This is a genomic window from Epilithonimonas zeae (assembly GCF_900141765.1).
Classification (GTDB): Bacteria; Bacteroidota; Bacteroidia; order Flavobacteriales; family Weeksellaceae; genus Epilithonimonas; species Epilithonimonas zeae.
In genome coordinates this window covers 781,200-801,905 of the sequence record NZ_FSRK01000001.1, presented here as the reverse complement: position 1 = coordinate 801,905, position 20,706 = coordinate 781,200, and the positions used below count along the sequence as shown (strand labels likewise).

General features: G+C 36.0%; 14 protein-coding genes. 8 read left to right on the top strand and 6 right to left on the bottom strand.

Annotation, left to right across the window (positions count from 1 at the left end; translation table 11 throughout):
• Positions 1–59 precede the first annotated feature (59 nt).
• The 3 genes from BUR19_RS03575 to BUR19_RS03565 all read left to right on the top strand — a co-directional run bounded on the left by BUR19_RS03575 (position 60) and on the right by BUR19_RS03565 (position 3,428).
• The gene (locus tag BUR19_RS03575; protein WP_175565862.1) at positions 60–1,733 is read left to right on the top strand and encodes a T9SS type A sorting domain-containing protein; all 1,674 of its coding nucleotides are present in this window, start codon (positions 60–62) and stop codon (positions 1,731–1,733) included.
• A gap of 107 nt (positions 1,734–1,840) precedes the next feature.
• Entirely contained in the window at positions 1,841–2,542 is a 702-nt protein-coding gene (locus BUR19_RS03570) for a hypothetical protein (RefSeq protein WP_139297252.1), read from the top strand.
• A gap of 160 nt (positions 2,543–2,702) precedes the next feature.
• The gene (locus BUR19_RS03565) at positions 2,703–3,428 is read left to right on the top strand and encodes a hypothetical protein (protein ID WP_074233541.1); all 726 of its coding nucleotides are present in this window, start codon (positions 2,703–2,705) and stop codon (positions 3,426–3,428) included.
• Positions 3,429–3,877: 449 nt separating this feature from the next.
• On the opposite strand, the gene BUR19_RS03560 is transcribed toward BUR19_RS03565, so the two are convergent.
• The 3 genes from BUR19_RS03560 to BUR19_RS03550 all read right to left on the bottom strand — a co-directional run bounded on the left by BUR19_RS03560 (position 3,878) and on the right by BUR19_RS03550 (position 8,457).
• Positions 3,878–6,145, bottom strand: a complete 2,268-nt coding sequence (locus BUR19_RS03560) for a polyribonucleotide nucleotidyltransferase (protein ID WP_074233540.1) — start codon at positions 6,143–6,145, stop codon at positions 3,878–3,880.
• Between the two features lie 319 nt (positions 6,146–6,464).
• Positions 6,465–8,102 (bottom strand): ABC1 kinase family protein, encoded by a 1,638-nt coding sequence (locus BUR19_RS03555; RefSeq protein ID WP_074233539.1) that lies wholly within the window; start codon positions 8,100–8,102, stop codon positions 6,465–6,467.
• Positions 8,103–8,142: 40 nt separating this feature from the next.
• Entirely contained in the window at positions 8,143–8,457 is a 315-nt protein-coding gene (locus BUR19_RS03550; protein ID WP_074233538.1) for a DUF4286 family protein, read from the bottom strand.
• Positions 8,458–8,604: 147 nt separating this feature from the next.
• Between BUR19_RS03550 and gyrA the strand changes: the two genes are divergently transcribed.
• The 3 genes from gyrA (at position 8,605) to fsa (ending at position 13,362) form a co-directional block, all read left to right on the top strand.
• A complete protein-coding gene (gene gyrA, locus BUR19_RS03545) occupies positions 8,605–11,226 on the top strand; it encodes a DNA gyrase subunit A (protein WP_074233537.1) in 2,622 nt (873 codons plus the stop codon).
• A 17-nt stretch (positions 11,227–11,243) separates the two neighbouring features.
• Positions 11,244–12,620, top strand: coding sequence for a tetratricopeptide repeat protein (locus tag BUR19_RS03540; protein WP_074233536.1), 1,377 nt, complete (start codon positions 11,244–11,246; stop codon positions 12,618–12,620).
• An 88-nt stretch (positions 12,621–12,708) separates the two neighbouring features.
• Positions 12,709–13,362, top strand: a complete 654-nt coding sequence (fsa, locus tag BUR19_RS03535; protein WP_074233535.1) for a fructose-6-phosphate aldolase — start codon at positions 12,709–12,711, stop codon at positions 13,360–13,362.
• A 165-nt stretch (positions 13,363–13,527) separates the two neighbouring features.
• Here fsa and BUR19_RS03530 read toward each other — a convergent pair whose 3' ends face one another.
• From BUR19_RS03530 to proS, 3 genes are all read right to left on the bottom strand, one after another.
• Entirely contained in the window at positions 13,528–14,862 is a 1,335-nt protein-coding gene (locus tag BUR19_RS03530; protein ID WP_074233534.1) for an Nramp family divalent metal transporter, read from the bottom strand.
• A gap of 115 nt (positions 14,863–14,977) precedes the next feature.
• A complete protein-coding gene (locus BUR19_RS03525) occupies positions 14,978–16,303 on the bottom strand; it encodes an OmpA family protein (protein ID WP_074233533.1) in 1,326 nt (441 codons plus the stop codon).
• 183 nt (positions 16,304–16,486) lie between these two features.
• On the bottom strand, positions 16,487–17,962 hold the full coding sequence (gene proS, locus BUR19_RS03520) for a proline--tRNA ligase (protein WP_074233532.1): 1,476 nt from the start codon (positions 17,960–17,962) through the stop codon (positions 16,487–16,489).
• Positions 17,963–18,110: 148 nt separating this feature from the next.
• Between proS and BUR19_RS03515 the strand changes: the two genes are divergently transcribed.
• Together BUR19_RS03515 and BUR19_RS03510 are read left to right on the top strand one after the other, a co-directional pair.
• Positions 18,111–19,202, top strand: coding sequence for a hypothetical protein (locus tag BUR19_RS03515; RefSeq protein WP_074235525.1), 1,092 nt, complete (start codon positions 18,111–18,113; stop codon positions 19,200–19,202).
• A gap of 30 nt (positions 19,203–19,232) precedes the next feature.
• Positions 19,233–20,663, top strand: coding sequence for an OmpP1/FadL family transporter (locus tag BUR19_RS03510; protein WP_074233531.1), 1,431 nt, complete (start codon positions 19,233–19,235; stop codon positions 20,661–20,663).
• Positions 20,664–20,706 lie beyond the last annotated feature (43 nt).

The window sequence follows — 20,706 nt, the reverse complement described above, 5'->3', positions numbered from 1 at the left end:
AATAGCTATTTTTTTTGTTTTATAACTGAGATAGTTTTGTAATGACAAATACAAAAGTTATGAAAACAATTATCTTTTTTATCTCAGTCTTATTCTCTCTTACATTTTCAGCTCAATCCACTTACATTCCTATGCCGGATGGTTATGGATTGTATGGTGGTAATGGTTTTGTTCCAAAGCAATCCACACCTTTTTACGAAAGCGGAGGTTACATCTATTGCTATACAAAAACTCTTGCAGGTGGTTATTATACAGGAAAGATTGCTAAGGTAAACGTCATTAACAATCAAGTTACCATCTTATCTGGAGAGATCCCGAATGCTGAAACACCTACTTTTATCAGAATGTACAATGGGAAAATCTACTTCAAAACGTCGTCCTACAATCTACTCTATCAAATCGACCCGCTAACCAACAGTATGATCAATTTTTCCCAAACCTATTTAGGTAATAGTCAGGTTTTGGGCGACTATGCTTTCATCAATGACAAATTATATTTCACGCCTAATGGTGTGGCTCAGACATATAATTTTTTAACCAATACAATGACTGGGCTAAAATACTATGACACCCCTACTCATTTTTATTATCTCAGAATTTCCGGGATCCATATCAATAACAGCGATATCTATCTTACGGGCAATTACTTTGATGAAGGAAATTCCGAAAAGATTTTCAAAGTCAATGATAACACAGGACTTATAAGCTTAATTTCTACTACCAACAATGTTCCTTCCACAGGATACTATTTTAGAGATTTAAGCCGATTTGTAAAACTCAACAATAGCCTGTTAAAAGTCAGCAGAATTAATGAAAATGGAACAATAGTGAACAAAATAGAATCTATTAATCTTACAAACAATAATGTAAATACCAATTATTTTACTTACCAAGGTGACAACAACACAACACCATTACAACCTTACATTTTTAATAATATGGTCTATATCACAGATGGTGATAAAGTGTATATGTCGGATGGTTCCTCCACACCTGTTTTAACAAGCATACCAGCATTTTCGACCACACAAACTACTTCACAAGTAAGTCCGGAATATCCTGTTATAGCAGGCGCTGGCCAAAATCCTGTATATCAAGCCAACAACAAGGTTATCGGACAAAGAAATTACACAATCAGTTCAGGTAGCACGCCATCTACCTCAGAACTCTGGATCTCAGACGGAACAGTTTCCGGTACCCGTTTTTTCAAAAATATAAAATCTTATAACCAAGCCTGTAGTTTAATTACCATTTTCGCCAACAACAGTTTCTACTATCACGAGATGAGCCATTATGAAGGTAATTATCTTTACAAAACAGATGCTACAATAGGAGGAACTTATCCTGTTTATAATTTTGGTAATTATGTAAGCATTGATAGTAATTTCTACAGTAGTGGAAAATATCTCTATTACAGTAACAGCTATGAGAATCCTGGCTTGTATAAATTAGATTTATCTCAGCTTTCACAATTATCCGTAAAAGATATCAGTAACGATAATCAACTGATCTTATCTCCAAACCCTGCAAAATCGTTCATCACAATTAACGGTAAAAAATCAATGGAAGCGTTTGACTATAATATAATGGATTTAAACGGAAATATTATAAAATCCGGAAACGCAAGATATAATGAGAAAATAGATATAGAAAGGCTTGAAACAGGAAACTATTTTCTAATTATCAATCCAAAAGATGGACAAAAAACAAATTTGAAACTAATTAAAAGGTAATTATTATGAAATCTTTTAAAATAATCTTTCTAATCCTGCTTGTATCACTTACATATAATTGTAATTCAAATGATGAAGAACAGACTGATACAGATTTTAATAATTCTGTGGGAAAGGGGACATTTACTTTCAAGGGCAAAAACTATACAGGAACGTGTAGTGTAATTCCACTGTCAGATGATCAGGAAGCACCTATTTATACAGGATTTCAATGGTTTATGACCATTCGGGACGATGCCGCAGATGCTTCCGCTTCTATTGGAATGTTTCCTCAGGATGAAAGTGGCACATTCGGCATAGCACATCATCCCGAGATGAGGGATAACAGAGATGGAATAATTCGCATTGGCAATACTTCTTATGAAGTTAGGTTTGGAAAAATTACAAAAACAGGAAAATATAAATTTAAAATTCAGGGTTCTGCGTATGCTGATCTTTCCAGGATACCCATTCCGTTCTCAGCAGAAGGTGAGATTCAGGATTTAACTAAAAATTTTAATTACACATACACAAATCCCTATCCTACTGGTAAAGGTATGGTTTCATTTTACACTAACAAACCTCTTAACAATGATACTTTAAATATAGTGGTGTGGAAAAACAGTACATTATCTAATTTCAGAAATTATGCAGGTTACATCACTTACGATCAAGGATCAGAATATAAATGCGGAGAGTCAGAATGTTTTTATTTTGAGACACCAGGAACTTTTTCCTATCAGGCAATTGGAAAAAGCGGTTTACCCGTTGCTTCAGGAAACTTTAATGTATCATCCAATGCTTGTAATACGGTTCTTATCAACCGTTAAAGACAAATAACGCTCCCAACAAACAAACCCCCAGCCTCCCGCTAGGGTTTCCCATTCCCAATTTAACATAATATTCAATTATTCATAATTAATAATCCAATTAATTGTCATATTCATAATAAATAATATATTTGGAGAAATAATTATAAAACACAATACTATGTCTTCAACATCAGAAGTAGGACACGCTAAGAACGTAGCCAACCTACAAAAACTCACAGAGCAAGTTTCCGTTTACACACTTTACAATCCTCCGGTAGCTAGCCTTTCGGTCGCCAATCTCCAAACCCTCTACACCACTGCCGTTGCAAAACTCAGCGAAGTAGAAGAAAAACGAAACGCGAACAAAAACGCCATCGCCCTGCGTCAGGTAGCATTCGAAAACCTGAAACCAACCTGTACAAGAATTCTCAGTCTGTTAGAAATCCTAGGCTTACCACAAGGAACAATCGACCAGGCGAGAACCCTAAACCGCACCATCCAGGGCGGACAAAAGAAGCCCAAAGCTACAACCGAAGAAGGCGGAGAACCACCAAAAACAATATCCATTTCCCGCCAATCATATACTCAGCAAGCCGAGAATTTCGGCATACTTTTACAATTATTGGCAACCATTCCTGTCTACACACCCAACGAAGAAGATTTGAAGCTCACCAACCTCACCACTTACAAAGATTCATTGGTCAGCACCACTCAGCCTGTAGATCAAACCGAAGCCGAACTCAACGTCAAACTCACAGAAAGAGATCAGATATTATACGCAGAAGAAACAGGACTCTACACCATCGCCCAAAACGTCAAAAAATACGTCAAGACGATTTACGGAGCAACCTCTCCGGAATTTGAGACAGTATCTGCAATAAAATTTACAGTAGTAAAAAGCTAAAATCTAAAGACATTCACAGATTTTAGCATCAAAACATAACACTATATATCCTGACTGAATTTCCAGTCAGGATGTTTTTTTATATGCTTTTAACAAGATTAATATTGCCATAACTATTAATCAAATTCTTATGACTGCAAACCATATTCTCACTACTGCAGAGCGTATTGTCATTACTTTAAATCACATTATCCCTACTGTGAAAGATATTGTCGGCACTGTAAATCATATTCTTATTACTTTAGAGCATATTTTCCCTACTGCAAATCATATTCTTGCCACTGTAAAGTATATTCTCATTACTTGAAATAATATTCTTAAGTCATAAGCAATATATCCGTTGAGTATTAGCGATGTCATCCTGAGGCTCTCGAAAGACTATAAATAAAACATTCCACAAAAAAATCCCCCGAATGATCGGGGGATTAATTATATCTAAGAACTTAATCTTAAGCTTCGTTAGAAGGGTTTTGGTCTCCGGCAGGTTTCTCGCCTTCGCCCTCTGGTCTTCTGTTACCTTCTGGTCTCGCAGGTCTATCAGATCTGTTTTGCCCTTCTGGTCTTGGACCTCTTTGCTCGCCTTCTTTCTTTTCAGGTCTTGGTGGTCTTGGCAACAAAACTTTTCTGGAAAGTTTCATTTTCTTACGGTCATCATAACCCATAAACTTCACTTCCACTTCATCACCTTCTTTGTAAGGAACTTTATCAAGTCTTGCCCACTCGATTTCAGAGATATGAAGTAAGCCTTCAGTACCTTTAGCAATCGCTACGAAAGCTCCGAAATCCATTACTTTTACTACTTTACCTTGGTAAACTTCGCCTACAACAGGTACAAAAGTAATCTCATTGATCTTCGCAATAGCCTCATTGATTTTCTCTCTGCTAACACCAGAAATCTCGATTCTTCCGATCTCTCCAACTTCTTCGATAGCAATAACAGTATCAGTGTCTTTCTGCATTTGCTGAATGATTTTTCCACCAGGCCCGATTACAGCACCGATGAAATCTTTAGGGATTTCCATCATTACCATTTTAGGAGCGTGAGGTTTCACATCTTCTCTTGGAGCAGCAATTGTTTCAGTAATTTTGTTCAGGATATGAAGTCTTCCGTCTTTAGCTTGTAAAAGCGCTTTCTCCATAATATCCATAGAAAGACCTTGGATTTTGATATCCATCTGGCAAGCTGTGATTCCGTCTGCAGTTCCCGTTACTTTGAAGTCCATATCACCTAGATGATCTTCGTCTCCTAAAATATCAGAAAGCACTGTGAATTTCCCTGACTTAACATCAGTTACCAATCCCATTGCAATACCGGAAACTGGCTTATGGATTTGAACACCTGCATCCATCAATGCTAAAGTCCCTGCACAAACAGTTGCCATAGAAGATGAACCATTTGATTCAAGAATATCAGAAACAATACGGATAGTGTAAGGATTTTCTTCAGGAATCATATTGGCCAAAGCTCTTTGAGCCAGGTTTCCGTGACCAACTTCTCTTCTTGAAGTTCCTCTCAAAGGACGAGCTTCACCTGTAGAGAACGGAGGGAAGTTATAATGTAAGAAGAATCTCTCGTCATAATTTACCATTACGCTGTCCACCATATTTGCATCTTTCACAGAACCTAAAGTTACAGCCGTTAAAGACTGAGTTTCTCCTCTTGTAAAGATCGCAGAACCGTGAGCTCCTGGCAAATAATCGATTTCGCTCCAGATTGGACGAATTGTTTCAGGATCACGACCATCAAGACGGATTTTATCATTCAAAATCATCTGACGCATCGCTTCTTTTTCCACATCGTGGTAATATACTTTTACGAAAGGTGTTACTCTTTCCAATTCTTCCGCATTTTCAACATATTGAGCTAAAAATTCATCACGTACCGCTTTGAATTTCTCTCCTCTTTCTTCTTTGCTGGAAGGCGTTTTTGCTACTTCGTAAACTTTATCATAAGTTTCTTTCCACACTTTTTCACGGATCGCTTCGTCGTGATTCTCGTGGCTATATTCTCTTTTCGGGAAAGATTTTCCTACTTTTTCAGCTAGTCTTTCCTGAGCTTCAACTTGTTTTTTGATTTCTTCGTGAGCAAAAGTAATCGCTTCAAGCATTTCTGCTTCAGTGATTTCTTTCATTTCACCTTCCACCATTACGATAGAATCTTTAGTTGCTCCAACCATAATATCAAGATCAGAATTTTTAAGATCTTCGAATTTAGGATTGATTGAAAGTTGACCATCAATTCTTACTACTCTTACCTCAGACATTGGCCCATTGAAAGGAATATCTGTAATTGCAATCGCTGAAGATGCAGCAAGACCTGCTAAATCATCAGGAATCGATTCTCCGTCATAAGAAATTAATGAAATCATGACCTGAACTTCCGCGTGGAAATCTTCAGGGAATAAAGGTCTAAGAACTCTGTCTACCAAACGCATCGTTAAGATTTCTTGGTCTGAAGGACGAGCTTCTCTTCTGAAAAAATTTCCAGGGATTTTACCGCCTGCATAGAATTTTTCTCTGTAATCTACTGTTAAAGGTAAAAAGTCTACACCAGGATTGGCTTCTTTGTTGGCTACAACTGTCGCTAAAAGCATTGTTCCGCCCATTTTTACTACAACAGATCCGTCAGCTTGTTTAGCTAGTTTCCCTGTTTCGATTGTGATTTCTCTGCCGTCTGCAAGAGTAATCAGCTCTGTAATTGCTTGAGGTGCACTCATAAATTGTTTGTGTTGTACTCCGTATTGAGTACTTTTAATTAATGTATTTCGTCTAAAATTTGGTGCAAATTTAATGTATTTATTTGGATTATAAATATGTATTGAAAACAGGTATTTTTTGAAAAGAATTTGAATTTAATAATCAGTTTATTAAATTAATAAAGCTAAACACAAAGGCACAAAGAATATGTTAGCTCTAAGCTATACTAAGGCACGAAGAAAATCAAAGATTTTTCATTTAACGAAGTTGCACTTTGTGCCTTAAATTAATTTGAATTAAAAAAAATCATCGTGCCTTTGTGTTTAACAAATGACATAATCACTTTCTTGTAATCCTTAATAATAAAACTATGACTAGGAAAATAGAAAACACAAATCCCAAAACTGCCACCAAAGACATTTCTCCAATCCTCGGACCTGATTCTGAAACAAAAACGATAGCAGTTGCAATGATATTCGCTCCCAGAATCATCGCTAAAATCAGATTTACGATGCTAGATTTAATAAGGTTATTCGTTTTCTCAATGTTTTTGATTTCACTCGAGATCGTGAATTTATTATCATCCAGTTTTTGCAGAACGGAGCGAAGTTCTTTTGGAATTTCATCTACATTATCTGTGAAATTAATCACTTTATCCATTCCGTTTTTCAGGAGTTTTTTTGGACTGATTTTCTTCGTTAATATTTTCTTGGTATAAGGATGCAAACTTTTTACAATATCCAAATCCGGATTAATAGTTCTGCCAACGCCTTCTATCAAACCAATTCCTTTAAATAAAAGATAAAAATAGTCTGGCATATAAAGCTGATTATCCTTAAGGACATCTTTCATTTTGTTGATGATGATGTGCGGATTAATATCTTTTAAAGAAGTGCTGTGAACGAAATTCAGAACTTCATCCACGTCATTTTCAAATTTTCTATCATCCGGAATCTCATAACTCACCGCCATTTTCTTGAGAGAACGTACAATTTTATTAGAATTCTTCGCAACAAAAGCAACAATCAGACTCTCCAAAACCTCCTTATCATTCGGCTGAATTTTCCCAACCGCTCCGAAATCTATGAAAACTACTCTTCCATCTTTTTTCACAAGAATATTACCTGCATGAGGATCAGCGTGGAAAAATCCGTAATCCAAAATCTGAGAAACGAAAAGCCTTAATCCAACTTCCGAAATTTTAACCGGATCAATATTATGTCGTAAAAGTTCTGTTTTATCCGTGACTTTGATTCCGTCAATGAACTCCATACAAAGGACATTGTTATTGGAAAATTCGTCATAAACAATTGGAACATAAGTTTCTTTATTATTTTTAAAATTGAGAGAGAATTGCTTGATATTATTGCGCTCATTAACCAAAGAAACTTCTTCTAACAAAGACTTTTCGAAGGTTGCAATCGCTTGTTTTAGATTTAATTTTGAAGCAATTTCAGAATAAGTAGAGATTAGCTTTACTAGATCTTTAATAAGAAGCAAATCATCCTCGATAACACTGAGAACATCAGGCTTTTTGATTTTCAGAATCACTTCTTCACCAGAAATTAAAGTGGCTTTGTAAACCTGAGCAATAGACGCTGTCGCCAAAGGTTTTGAAATGATTTCCGAAAAATGTTCTTTCACCGAAATATTGAATTCATTTTCAAGGATTTCCTCAACATTCATTTCAACAACCTCAACTCGATCCTGAAGTTTCTGCAGCTCCTGAATCAATTCCGGTGGCAACAAATCCTCACGATTACTGAAAGTCTGTCCAAGCTTCACAAACGTTGGTCCCAACTCTTCCAAAACCAATCGGATTCTTTCATAAACCGTTCCTTTGGAAACAATTTCATTTACAGAACTTTCTTCCGGTTTTTTGCCCATTCTGGCAATAAGATCTTTGAATCCGTATTTGCTTAAAACAGAGATTAATTTAGCAGATCTTTTGAGTTTGCGTTGCTGTTTGTCGAACATAATTTTGATTTGAGTTTAATGATTCTCAAAAATTATTCCTTTAAAATCTTTTCTTTTTTGAATTAAGGAAAGTCGGAAAAATCATCACTTCTTCTCCAAATCTCTGATTGATTCTTTCTGCCAGATTCACCATTTCGCTTTCCATAAACTGGTCACGGATTTCCGCATTATCAAATAAAAGAAAAAGGTTGGTATTTTTCCCTTCATTTACCATATCAGAATGGACTTCTGACAGAATATATTTCTCAACATCTATTAGATTCTCAATCATTTGATGCAAATCATTATCTACATACAAATCCCATTCTTTTATCCTATCTTCAACTGTGTGGAATGTAATACTAAGGATACTCATATTTTTATTTTTTTATGATTAATGTTGATAAATTCAGAATGCAAAAATCGGTTTTTTTTTGTAAATTAGCCCGTTATAAAAAACAGAAAAACTCAACAGGTCAGAAACTAAAATAAATTTCTGATTTACAATAAATTAAAAATATTTATGCATAAGGAAGGAGAAAGGTTAATACCGATCAACATTGTTGACGAGATGAAAACCTCTTACATCGATTACTCGATGTCAGTAATTGTATCAAGAGCTTTGCCAGATGTAAGAGATGGTTTGAAACCCGTACACAGACGTGTTCTTTACGGTATGTATGGTCTGAATGTATTTTCCAACAGAAAACATTTGAAATCTGCCAGAATCGTTGGAGACGTTTTGGGTAAATATCACCCACACGGAGACAGCTCGGTTTACGATGCAATGGTAAGAATGGCACAACCTTGGAGTTTGCGTTATGAGCAGGTTGATGGGCAGGGTAACTTCGGATCAATGGATGGTGACCCGCCTGCAGCAATGCGTTATACGGAAGCAAGACTTAAGAAAATCTCTGACGAAATTCTTGCCGACCTAGATAAAGATACTGTTGATTTTCAGAATAACTTTGACGACTCTTTGCAAGAACCTACTGTTCTTCCCACAAGAGTTCCAAACCTTTTGGTCAACGGAACTTCTGGTATTGCAGTTGGTATGGCGACGAATATGGCGCCTCACAATTTATCTGAAAGTATTGATGCCATTTGTGCATATATCGATAATAAAGAAATTACCATTGATGAGTTGATGAAACATATCATCGCTCCCGATTTCCCAACTGGTGGGATTATTTATGGTTACGATGGTGTTCGTGATGCTTTCCATACAGGAAGAGGACGTATCGTTCTAAGAGCAAAAGTTAATTTCGAAGAGATTGGAAACAGAAACGCCATTATTGTAACTGAGGTTCCTTACCAAGTTAACAAAGCAGAGATGATTGCCAGAACGGCTGAGTTGGTTAAGGATGATAAACTTCCGGGAATTTACGAAATCCGTGACGAATCTGACAGAACCGGACTTAGAGTTGTTTACGAATTAAAGAATGACGCCATTCCAAATGTTGTATTAAACCTTTTATATAAATACACTTCTCTACAAACTTCATTTTCAGTTAATAACATCGCTTTAGTTAAAGGAAGACCTTTACAGTTAAATGTTAAAGATTTGATTCTTCATTTCGTTGATCACCGTCACGAAGTAATCGTTAGAAGAACTGAATACGAATTGAGGAAAGCCAAAGAAAGAGCTCATATTCTTGAAGGCTTTATGAAAGTTATCGGAACTCAGGATTCTTTAGACAGAGCGATTGCAATCATCCGTCATAGCGCAAATCCTGCGGCGGCAAAAGAAGGTTTGATTGAGGAGTTTGAATTATCTGAAATCCAAGCTCAGGCAATTCTGGATCTTCGTCTGGCTCGTCTTACCGGTATGGAATTGGATAAAATCCGTGCTGAGTATGAAGAGATTATGGCCTTGATCAAAGATTTGGAAGATATTCTTTCTAATGAGCCAAGACGTTATCAAATCATCAAAGATGAACTTCTTGAAATCAAAGAAAAATATGGCGACGCGAGACGTTCAGAAATCGATTATTCTGGTGGAGAAATGTCTATCGAAGATATTATCCCAGATGAAAAAGTAGTTCTGACAATTTCTCACGCAGGCTATATCAAAAGAACACTTCTTTCTGAATATAAAGTACAATCCAGAGGTGGCGTAGGAAATAGAGCTGCAACTACAAGAGATGAAGATTTCTTAGAATATATCGTAACAGCTACAAACCACGAATATCTCCTTTTCTTCACAGAAAAAGGAAAATGTTTCTGGCTGAGAGTTTTCGAGGTTCCGGAAGGTTCCAAAACTGCGAAAGGTAGAGCTGTTCAGAATTTGATTAACATCGAGCCAGATGATAAAATCAAGGCTTACATCAGAACGAAAGATCTTAAAAATCAGGAATACATCAACCAAATGAATGTTGTGATGATCACCAAGAACGGAACCATCAAAAAAACATCTTTGGAAGCTTACTCCAGACCAAGAACAAATGGTGTGAATGCTATCGAAATCCGTGATAATGATCAATTGTTAGGTGCAAAATTAACAGACGGAAATTCTCAAATTATGATCGCTACCAAAAACGGAAAATGTATCCGTTTCCCTGAAGAAAAAGCTAGAGCTGTAGGTAGAGGGTCTATTGGTGTGCGAGGAATTTCCCTTGAAGATAACGATGAAGTTATCGGAATGATTGTTGTTAATGATCTTGAAAATGATACTGTTCTTGTGGTTTCTGAAAGAGGTTACGGAAAGAGAACGGCTGTAGAAGATTACCGTATCACCAACCGTGGCGGAAAAGGTGTTATCACGCTTAACATTACAGAAAAAACAGGAAATCTAATCGCCATCCAAAGTGTAACAGACGAAGATGGATTGATGATCATCAACAAATCTGGTGTTGCCATCCGAATGAATATGAATGAGATGCGTGTGATGGGTAGAAATACTCAAGGTGTGAAAGTCATTAACCTAAAAACTAAAGACGAAATCGCAGCTATTGCTAAAGTGGAAATGGACCGAGATGTAGAGGAAGAAAACGAAGAAGGTTTAGAAAACGACAGCAATAATCCAGAATTCTCAGCAGAAGAACAAACTGGCGATAACCAATTAAATATCGGTGACTCAGAAGAAGTAAACAATACGACTGACGAAGCACCAGAAAACACTGAGGAATCAGAAGATAACGAATAAAAAATTAAAAGTTTAATATGAAAAGATTAATTTTAAGTCTAGCAGTTCTATCTGTAGCATTGATGAATGCGCAGAAAAAAGAAATTGCTAATGCTGTAAAAGCAGTTGATTCAGGAGATCTTACAACTGCAAATACTGAAATTTCAAAAGCGGAAGGTATTTTTGGTGACAAAACTTTTTTGTTGGAACCTTCTGTCCTTGAGCAATATTATTACGCAAAAGGATTGTCTCTTTTGAAAGCTGGAAAAAATATTGAAGGCGCAGAATATCTTGCTAAAATTGCAACTTTAGGCAATGAAACCATTTATTCTGGAAAAGATGCAGAAAAGAATAAAGTGTATTTTGTTGGGAAAGATGCTGCTGATAAGTCTGGAAGTGGTCTTTCTTTGAAAGAGGAAAAATATACACCTTCTTTGACGGAAAAATTAAGAGGAGCAATTGATCCGCTTTTAAGAAAAGCAAATGAAGAAGCAACAACCAACTATAATAACAAAAAGTTTGACGTGGCTGGTGCAAAGTTCGCTGAGACTTATTATTTGTTCAAAGCAGCAGGACAGGATAATAAAAATTTCCTTTATTACGCTGGTGTAGCTTATGCTCAAACTCCCGATAAAAAAGCTCAATCGACTGATATTCTTCAATCTTTAATTAAATCCAATTATACAGGAGAAGAAACTGTTTATACAGCAAAAAACACCAAATCTGGACAAGTAGAAACTTTAGACAAAGCAGCTTTTGATCTTTATAAAAAAGCAAATGCTGGTTATACAGATTTCAAAATTGAGAAAACACCAAGCAAGCAAGAAGAACTTTATGAAGTAACTGCATCATTATTATTTGAACAACAGAAATATGAGGAAGCAGGAAAAGTTGCAGAGGAAGGCTTAAAAAAATTCCCTAAAAATCAGTCTTTAGGTCAGGTTCAAAGCAATTCTTATTTCAAATCCGGAAAAACGGATGAGTTTGTAAATAACTTGAAAGCAAAAATCGCTGCTAATCCAAACGATAAAGAAAGTCTTTATAATCTTGGTGTTATGCTAAGTAAAGATCCGGCAAAACAAGCTGAAGCTGAAGCTACTTTCAAAAAATTAGTAGAGATTGATTCTAAATTTCCTAACGCACTTAACAACTTGGTTTTTGCAATTTTAGGAGAAGACGAAGCTGCAATCAATCAATACAGAGATTTGAAAAAAGCGGGAAAAATAGATGAAGCAAATAAAATTCTGGAGCAAAGAAGAGCCAGATTCCAAAAAGCTTTGCCTTATGCTGAAAAACTTTATGCTAATGAGCCTAATAACAAAGAAGTTGTAACACTCCTAAAAGGAATGTATATGACCACTCAAAACACGGCAAAGTACAACGAGTTCAAAGCAAAAGAAGCTGGAATGAAATAACTTAAAAGAAGCCTTAGGGCTTCTTTTTTATTTCCACAATGCTTTTTAAATACCTATATTTACAAAACAATTTTATAAAAACCTATATATGAAATTTTTTATTGATACAGCCAATTTGGACCAAATCAGAGAAGCACAAGATTTGGGGATTCTAGATGGCGTTACTACCAATCCTTCGTTGATGGCAAAAGAAGGAATCAGCGGAAAAGAAGCAATTAACCAGCATTATATCGATATTTGCAACATTGCAGATGGAGATGTATCTGCAGAAGTTCTTTCTACGACTTACGAAGAAATGATTAAAGAAGGAGATGAATTGGCAGCACTTCACGAAAGAATCGTAGTAAAAATCCCAATGATTAAAGATGGCGTAAAAGCTCTTAAATATTTTTCTGACAAAGGCATCAAAACCAATTGCACATTAATTTTCTCAGCAGGCCAGGCATTATTGGCTGCAAAAGCTGGTGCAACTTATGTTTCTCCTTTCTTAGGAAGATTGGATGATATTTCTGTCGATGGACTTAACCTTATCGAGGAAATCAGAACGATTTATGATAACTATTATTTCGAGACAGAAATATTAGCAGCATCTATCAGAAGCCCTATGCATATCATCAATTGTGCAAAGATTGGCGCAGATGTTATTACATCTCCATTGGCACCGATTCTTAGCTTGTTGAAGCACCCGCTTACAGATTCTGGATTAGCACAATTCGTGGCAGATTCTAAGAAATTAGGATAATTATTTGGGCACCTTATCCGCCCTCCACTCCCGCTTTTTTATTTTTCATAAAAAATAAAAAGAGCTCCGTTCAGGTCGGGGTGCGCTGCGCACAAAACAAGATTGATTTTTTAAAATCAACATAAAAAAAACCGAATCTCAGGATTCGGTTTTTTATTTTATAACTTAAGGAAATATAGTCTCCTTCAAAAGATAAAGATTCAGAACGATGATGATTGCACTGATGATGTAAGCTACAATCTTCAACCAAGGCTTGTTAACAAATTCGCCCATTTTAGCCTTGCTTCCGGTAAACATTACCAAAGGAACCACAGCAAAACTCAGTTGCATCGATAAAATAACCTGACTGAAAACTAACAAATCAGCTGTCCCTCGTTCACCGTATTTTATAGAAATAATCAAGGCTGGAACTATCGCAATCAATCTTGTAATCAATCGTCTTACCCAAGGCTTCAATCTGATATTTAGAAAGCCTTCCATCACAATTTGTCCGGCAAGTGTTCCTGTTAAAGTAGAATTTTGCCCAGAAGCCAATAATGCTATTCCAAAAAATATACTCGCTAAAGTTGTTCCAAGAAGTGGCGTCAGCAACATATAAGCATCATTAATATCCGCTACATCTTTATTTCCTGTTGTGTGAAAAGTAGCAGCCGAAATAATCAAAATAGCAGCATTGATAAAAAAAGCCAACATCAAAGAAAAACTACTATCTAATCCGGCAAATTTCAAAGCTTCTTTCTTACCCTCAGTAGTTCGTGGATAGTTTCTGGTTTGAACGATACTACTATGCAGATAAAGGTTATGAGGCATCACTGTAGCACCCAAAATACCGATAGCAATGTAGAGCATTGAAGGATTTGTCACTATTTCTTTCTTAGGAATCAAGCCTTCCAACATTGGTAAAATCTCCGGTTTGCTGAGAACTATCTCATATAAGAATGATGCAAAAATGATGAATATCAAACCTCCAACTATACTTTCTATGTATCGGAAACCTCGTGATTGCAAAAATAAAATTAGAAAAACATCAATCACAGTAATCACAACACCAACACTCAACGGAATTCCGAATAGTAAATTCAACGCAATCGCTGAACCGATGACCTCAGCCAAATCACAAGCTGCAATCGCAATCTCACAAAATATCCATAATATGAAATTAACAACCGGATGGAAATGGTCTTTACAGGCCTGAGCCAAATCTCGTTCTGCTACAACACCTAATTTCACTGATAAATATTGCAAAACAATGGCGAAAAGATTAGAAATAAGAATGACAGAAAGTAAGGTGTAACCAAACTGCGCACCACCCGCAATATCTGTAGCCCAATTCCCTGGATCCATATAACCAACTGCGACCAGTAATCCCGGTCCCATATAAGCCATTAGTTTTTTCTTGAAACTCCCATCTTTGGGAATATTGACGCTGGCGAAAACCTCTTGAAGCGAATTGGAACTCCTCTCCTTTCTCCAAGCGTTGTTGTTATTATTTTGATTCAATTAATTTTTATTGTTAGATTAGACTAACAAATTTAATAATACTTTTCTTAACCTACAATAAGACAATAAAAAAACTGCCAAATTCTGGCAGTTTTTATCAATTTGAAATTATATTTTACTTTGTAAATCTCACAGCTGTTTTTCTGTCAGACTCTCTTTCTTTGTCAGAAGCTTCCGCCGGAACTTTAGCAAACTTAGAACCATATCCTTCTGCTTCCAAAACTTGTTTAGAATTGATTGCCGATTTTACAACTCCTGCTCTTTCGCCAGATAATTTAAGATTTACAGCTTCGTCACCTTTTTTATCGGTGTAAGCTCCAATTTTAATTTTCGCATCCGGAAACTCAGCTAAAATCATTTTCAAGTTATCCAATTGAACTTGTGATTCTGGTGTCAAAATGGCTTTTCCAAATTCGAAATTCAGATTATCAAAATTGAACCACTTGTCTTTCAATTGTGCTTCTGTTGAGTTTTTATATTCGTCAGACTTCAGGAAAGTTACAATTTGATCTTCGATTCCGCCTTTATAAGCTTGTAAAGTTTTACCGCTTGGCAAAGTCACAACCAATGTTTCTCTGGTTGTAGAAACCGTATCACCTAAAGCATTTGTAGAATCAGTAACGACTGTTGTGGAATCTGTCATAGCAACTGGTGCAGGCTCAGCTTTTTTATCACATTGTTTCCAGAAAAACCATCCTAAAAGCAATAACAATAATAATGGTAACAACCATTTCCAAATGCTTCCTCCAGAATCACTATTCCCAACAATATCGTGCGTTGTTCCACTTCTTGTAACTTCCACTTGTGGCGTTTCTGTTACTACGGGTTTTTCCGTAGCTGGTGTTACAGGATTCACATCCGCTATCGGTGTTTGCATAGGCTCAGGAACTACGTTTACAGTTTCAGCATCTACACTACCAAACCAATTCCCTAAACCTAAACTTGCAAAACTAAATCCTGCAGGTAAAAGTGCTGATAGATTATTTTTTTGTTCGCTAAGAAGATTACCAAAAGAAAACGCATCTGTATTATTATCCAATGCGTATTTTCCAAGCGTTCCTGCTGTAGCTCCAGTAACAAGATTTAATAAAGAGCTTGTAGAATCATTACTGATTCCTGCATAATTGGAAACCGAATTAGTTATCGCAGCTAATTTATCTCCATCTCCAAAAATCAGAGAAAGAATTCTTGAAATTACAGAATCGCTTCCATTCAGATTTCCTAATAAATTGGATAGCACACCTGACGAAGCTGCTTCTTTTACTGTAGTAAAAAGTTCAGACTGTGCATTACTATTTGCAAAACCACCTACTACAGCAGGCAATAATGCAGAAATTGCTTTTGAAATACCAGACTCACTTTCTCCAAGTTGAGTTGCTGTTTGGGAAACCGTTGCCGGTCCCAGCTGACCTTTGATAAGGTCGATTAAGTTGATTGACATAGTAGTTTATTTTAATGTTTGATGTTATGTAATGTTACCAAATTTTAATCCACAAATTTTCGCTATTGATAATTTTAATAAAACTTTAACTATTTTCTGATTTAACTTTTTGATTAGATTTATAATTAAAAAACAAAAAACCGAAGAACAATCTTCGGTTTTTATTATAATATTTTTCGAGAATTAATAGGCTTTCGCAAATACAACTCTTTGCTTAGAAGGTTTTCCAGATATTAAAGAAACTCCATCTTCCTGCTCATTATTCAAAGGAATACATCTAATTGTTGCTTTTGTCTCTTGCTTGATTTGCTCTTCTTCTTCTTCTGTTCCATCCCAATGTGCTAAAATGAAACCACCTTTTTCTTCCAAAACTTGTTTGAACTCTTCATAAGAATCAACTTTCGTGATATTTTCTTCTCTGTAAGTTAAAGCTTTGGTATAAATATCATTTTGAATTGTTTTTAGTAATTCCTCGATATAGTTTTCCAATCCATCAATCGAAACCGATTCTTTGGTTAAATTATCACGTCTAGCCAATTCAACAGTTCTGTTTTCCAAATCTCTTGGTCCCATTGCGATTCTCAACGGAACACCTTTCAATTCATATTCAGCAAATTTCCAACCTGGTTTGTTTTGCGTATCATTATCAAACTTCACTGAAATTCCTTTTGCTCTCAACTTAGCCTGAATATCTAAAGCAACATCACTGATTTGGGCTAATTGCTCTTCTCCTTTGAAAATTGGAACAATCACAACCTGAATCGGCGCTAAAGTTGGAGGCAAAACTAATCCTAAATCATCAGAATGTGTCATAATCAAAGCTCCCATCAATCTTGTTGAAGTTCCCCAAGAAGTTCCCCAAGCGTGTTCGATTTTCCCTTCTCTGGTTGTGAATTTCACATCAAAAGCTTTTCCGAAGTTTTGGCCTAAAAAATGCGAGGTTCCTGCCTGCAAAGCCTTTCCATCCTGCATCATCGCTTCGATACAATAAGTTTCGTCTGCCCCAGCAAATCTTTCAGAAGGTGTTTTGATTCCTCTTATTACCGGAATTGCCATAAATTCTTCAGCGAATTTTGCATAAACCTCAAGCATTTTCTCTGTTTCCTCTATCGCTTCATCTTTTGTGGCGTGAGCTGTATGTCCTTCCTGCCAAAGGAATTCGGCAGTTCTAAGGAACAATCTTGTTCTCATTTCCCATCTTACAACATTCGCCCATTGGTTAATCAAAATCGGCAAATCTCTGTAAGACTGAACCCAGTTTTTATAAGTATTCCAGATAATCGCTTCAGAAGTAGGACGAACAATCAATTCCTCTTCCAATTTTGCGTCTGGGTCAACAATTAATTTCCCAGGATTATTTGGATCAGTTTTTAATCTGTAATGGGTAACCACAGCACATTCTTTGGCAAAACCTTCGGCATTTTTTTCTTCAGCTTCAAACAGGCTTTTGGGAACAAAAAGAGGAAAATAAGCATTCTGATGTCCGGTTTCTTTGAATTTTCTATCCATCTCGTCACGCATTTTTTCCCAAATTGCATAACCATAAGGCTTGATAACCATACATCCTCTAACGCCTGAATTCTCTGCTAAATCTGCTTTAACAACCAGTTCATTATACCATTTGCTATAATCTTCTGCTCTTGATGTTAACTTTGCCATAAATTTTTTGATATGATTTTTAACTTTTTTAACTATTTATAATCTAAATAAAAAGCCTAATTTTACACGTATTTATTAATATTAAATGGTATAAATTTTGGTCTCTTTTAGGAAATGCAAATATATGAAACTTAATACATCTCATAAAATGAAAAATTTCGACAATAAAAGCTTATTCAATTTTATCAAATCAAAAGGTTTGATATTGATTTCCAGCAGTTTTCTTTTGACTTCTTGTGTTATTTATACTGGAGGTTACTCAGAAACTGATGGTATTTATTATGACCCAAACAAAGATTCTTTGCCTGCTGGGTCTTATACAGGCAATTATGGTAATCAAGTTGATGATTATTATAATTATCAAGATACTTATCCAAGCATCTATGATAACAACCAACAAAACATCCAAGATCAAAATAACCGTTATGCTTTAACATCCGATTCTGACTGGGGCAATTTTACAGGAACAGAAACCAACTATTCTAGCTTTAATAATTGGGGCTATGGTGGCTGGGGAATGGGCTTCGGCTACGGTGGCTGGGGCGGTTTTGGCGGCTGGGGCTATCCTAACTACGGTTGGGGATTCAATTCTTTCGGTTGGGGCATGGGCTTCGGCTGGGGATGGGGAAGTTCTATGTACTCACCTTGGGGCTGGGGCGGAGGTTTCTATGATCCTTTCTGGGGTTATGGCTGGGGCGGCTACTACGGAGGATATTATCCTTACGGAAATTACTACAGACCTGCATACATCAGATCAGGTTCTAATGGTAGATTGGGCGGAATGATTTCCACCAACAACAGAACGAATGGTTTCCGTGGTATTAATTCTTCAAGAAACTCACAGATGATTACTGCTAACAACAGCAGAATTATGAGAAACGATGGAAACATCAGAAATAGTAATGGCATCAGAGGCATCAATAACGGAAATATAAGAAACCAGAACAACGGTAACATCAGACAATTTCCAAATAACGGTGGCACTAGAAATACATATCCAAACAATGGTAACGTACGAAACACTTATCCTAACAATGGCGGCGTAAGAACTTTTCCAAGCTATCCTAACAACGGAAATGTAAGAACTCAAAATAATGGAGGTTTCAGAAATGATAGCTACACAGCTCCATCAAGATCTGGAAGTAATTCCGGCGGTTTCAATTCTGGAGGTGGATTTAGATCTGGTGGTTCATCTGGCGGTGGCGGTGGAATGAGATCCGGCGGTGGCGGAAGAAGATAATTGTAAATTCTAAAAACATTTCATATAAAAATGCTAAAAAAAACTTTCTTACTGTTAAGTGTTCCTATCTCTTTGGTCTATCTTAAAGCTCAGGATGTTTCAGTAATTACGAATACAGTTGATATTTATTCTAATAACTCTATTAATGGTACTGCTAAGTATAATTCTATGGCAGGTTCTATGGGAGCATTGGGTGGAGATATTTCCTCGGCAAGTGTGAACCCAGCTGGAATTGGGGTTTTTATTGCTAGTGATGTCAATCTGACTTTAGGAATTAATAGTAATAAAAATAAGACAACTCTTGGTGGTAATTCATCAAATTATACAATCAATAAAACAGACCTTAACAATAGTGGTGGTGTATTAACAATAAATCTTGGTGACACAAACTCTAAGTGGAAATTTGTCAATATCGGAATTAATTATTCCACACAATCCATAGATAATTATACAGAAACCCGAGGGAATCAAAATATTCAAATTTCGAGTACTCCAACCGAAACGATCAATTCTTCAAATTACACATTAGCAGGACATTGGTACGACAGATATGGTGATATTTCCAAAACCAGTTTTACTGTAGGTGCTAATTACGACAATAGATTATATTTTGGAGCAGGACTTAACTTTCACAACTCTTATTTAAATCAATATGATTCTGCTAACTTTGGAAATGGCAATAGTTTAATAAGGTTTGATAAACAATTTACAGATTTCGAAGAAAAAGCTGACGGATTTTCTGCTAACATTGGAGTTATTGCGAAACTAAGTAACCAATTCAGACTTGGTGCTGCAATAGAAACACCTACTTGGTGGAATATGGACAGATATTACAACGAATATTATCTTAATAGCAATCTCTATGATAGGAATTATGAGGATAGAAAATTATCAACTCCTATGAAGGCAAGCATTAGTGCTGCCTTTGTTCCAAGTAAGAATTTTGCATTGAATGTAGACTTCATCCAAGGAATTACAAAACCAAAGTATAAAGAATATGGAGATGCGGAAGCTGAGCTAAATGATTTCTTCAAGGAAACTTACAAAAACTCTTCCGAAGTCCGAGTTGGTGCAGAATATAGAATTATGGATTTTCGTTTAAGAGGTGGATATGCTTACCAAGGAAATAGCTTTGATAATATGTCAATGCTTAGTTATAATGATAATGGCAGTACTTCTAATCAATCCTATTCCAATCTTTTTGTTGGAAAAAGGAATATAATTGGTGCTGGTATTGGTTATGATTTCAAAGCTTTCTATATAGATGCTTCTTATCAGAACATAACCTCAACATATTATAGTCCATTTTTGTTTGGTAAATTAATAACTACACCCAAAGGAACATATACTTCCGGTTATTATTCTCCAAATGGAACAGAATTGTTAAGTGATGCAGAAGTTGTTTCAAAAGTGAAAAATACTAGAAGTAATTTCTTTATCACGCTTGGTTGGAAATTCTAAAATCCAACTTGACATAAAACTAAAAATCCTACAAATAATTTTT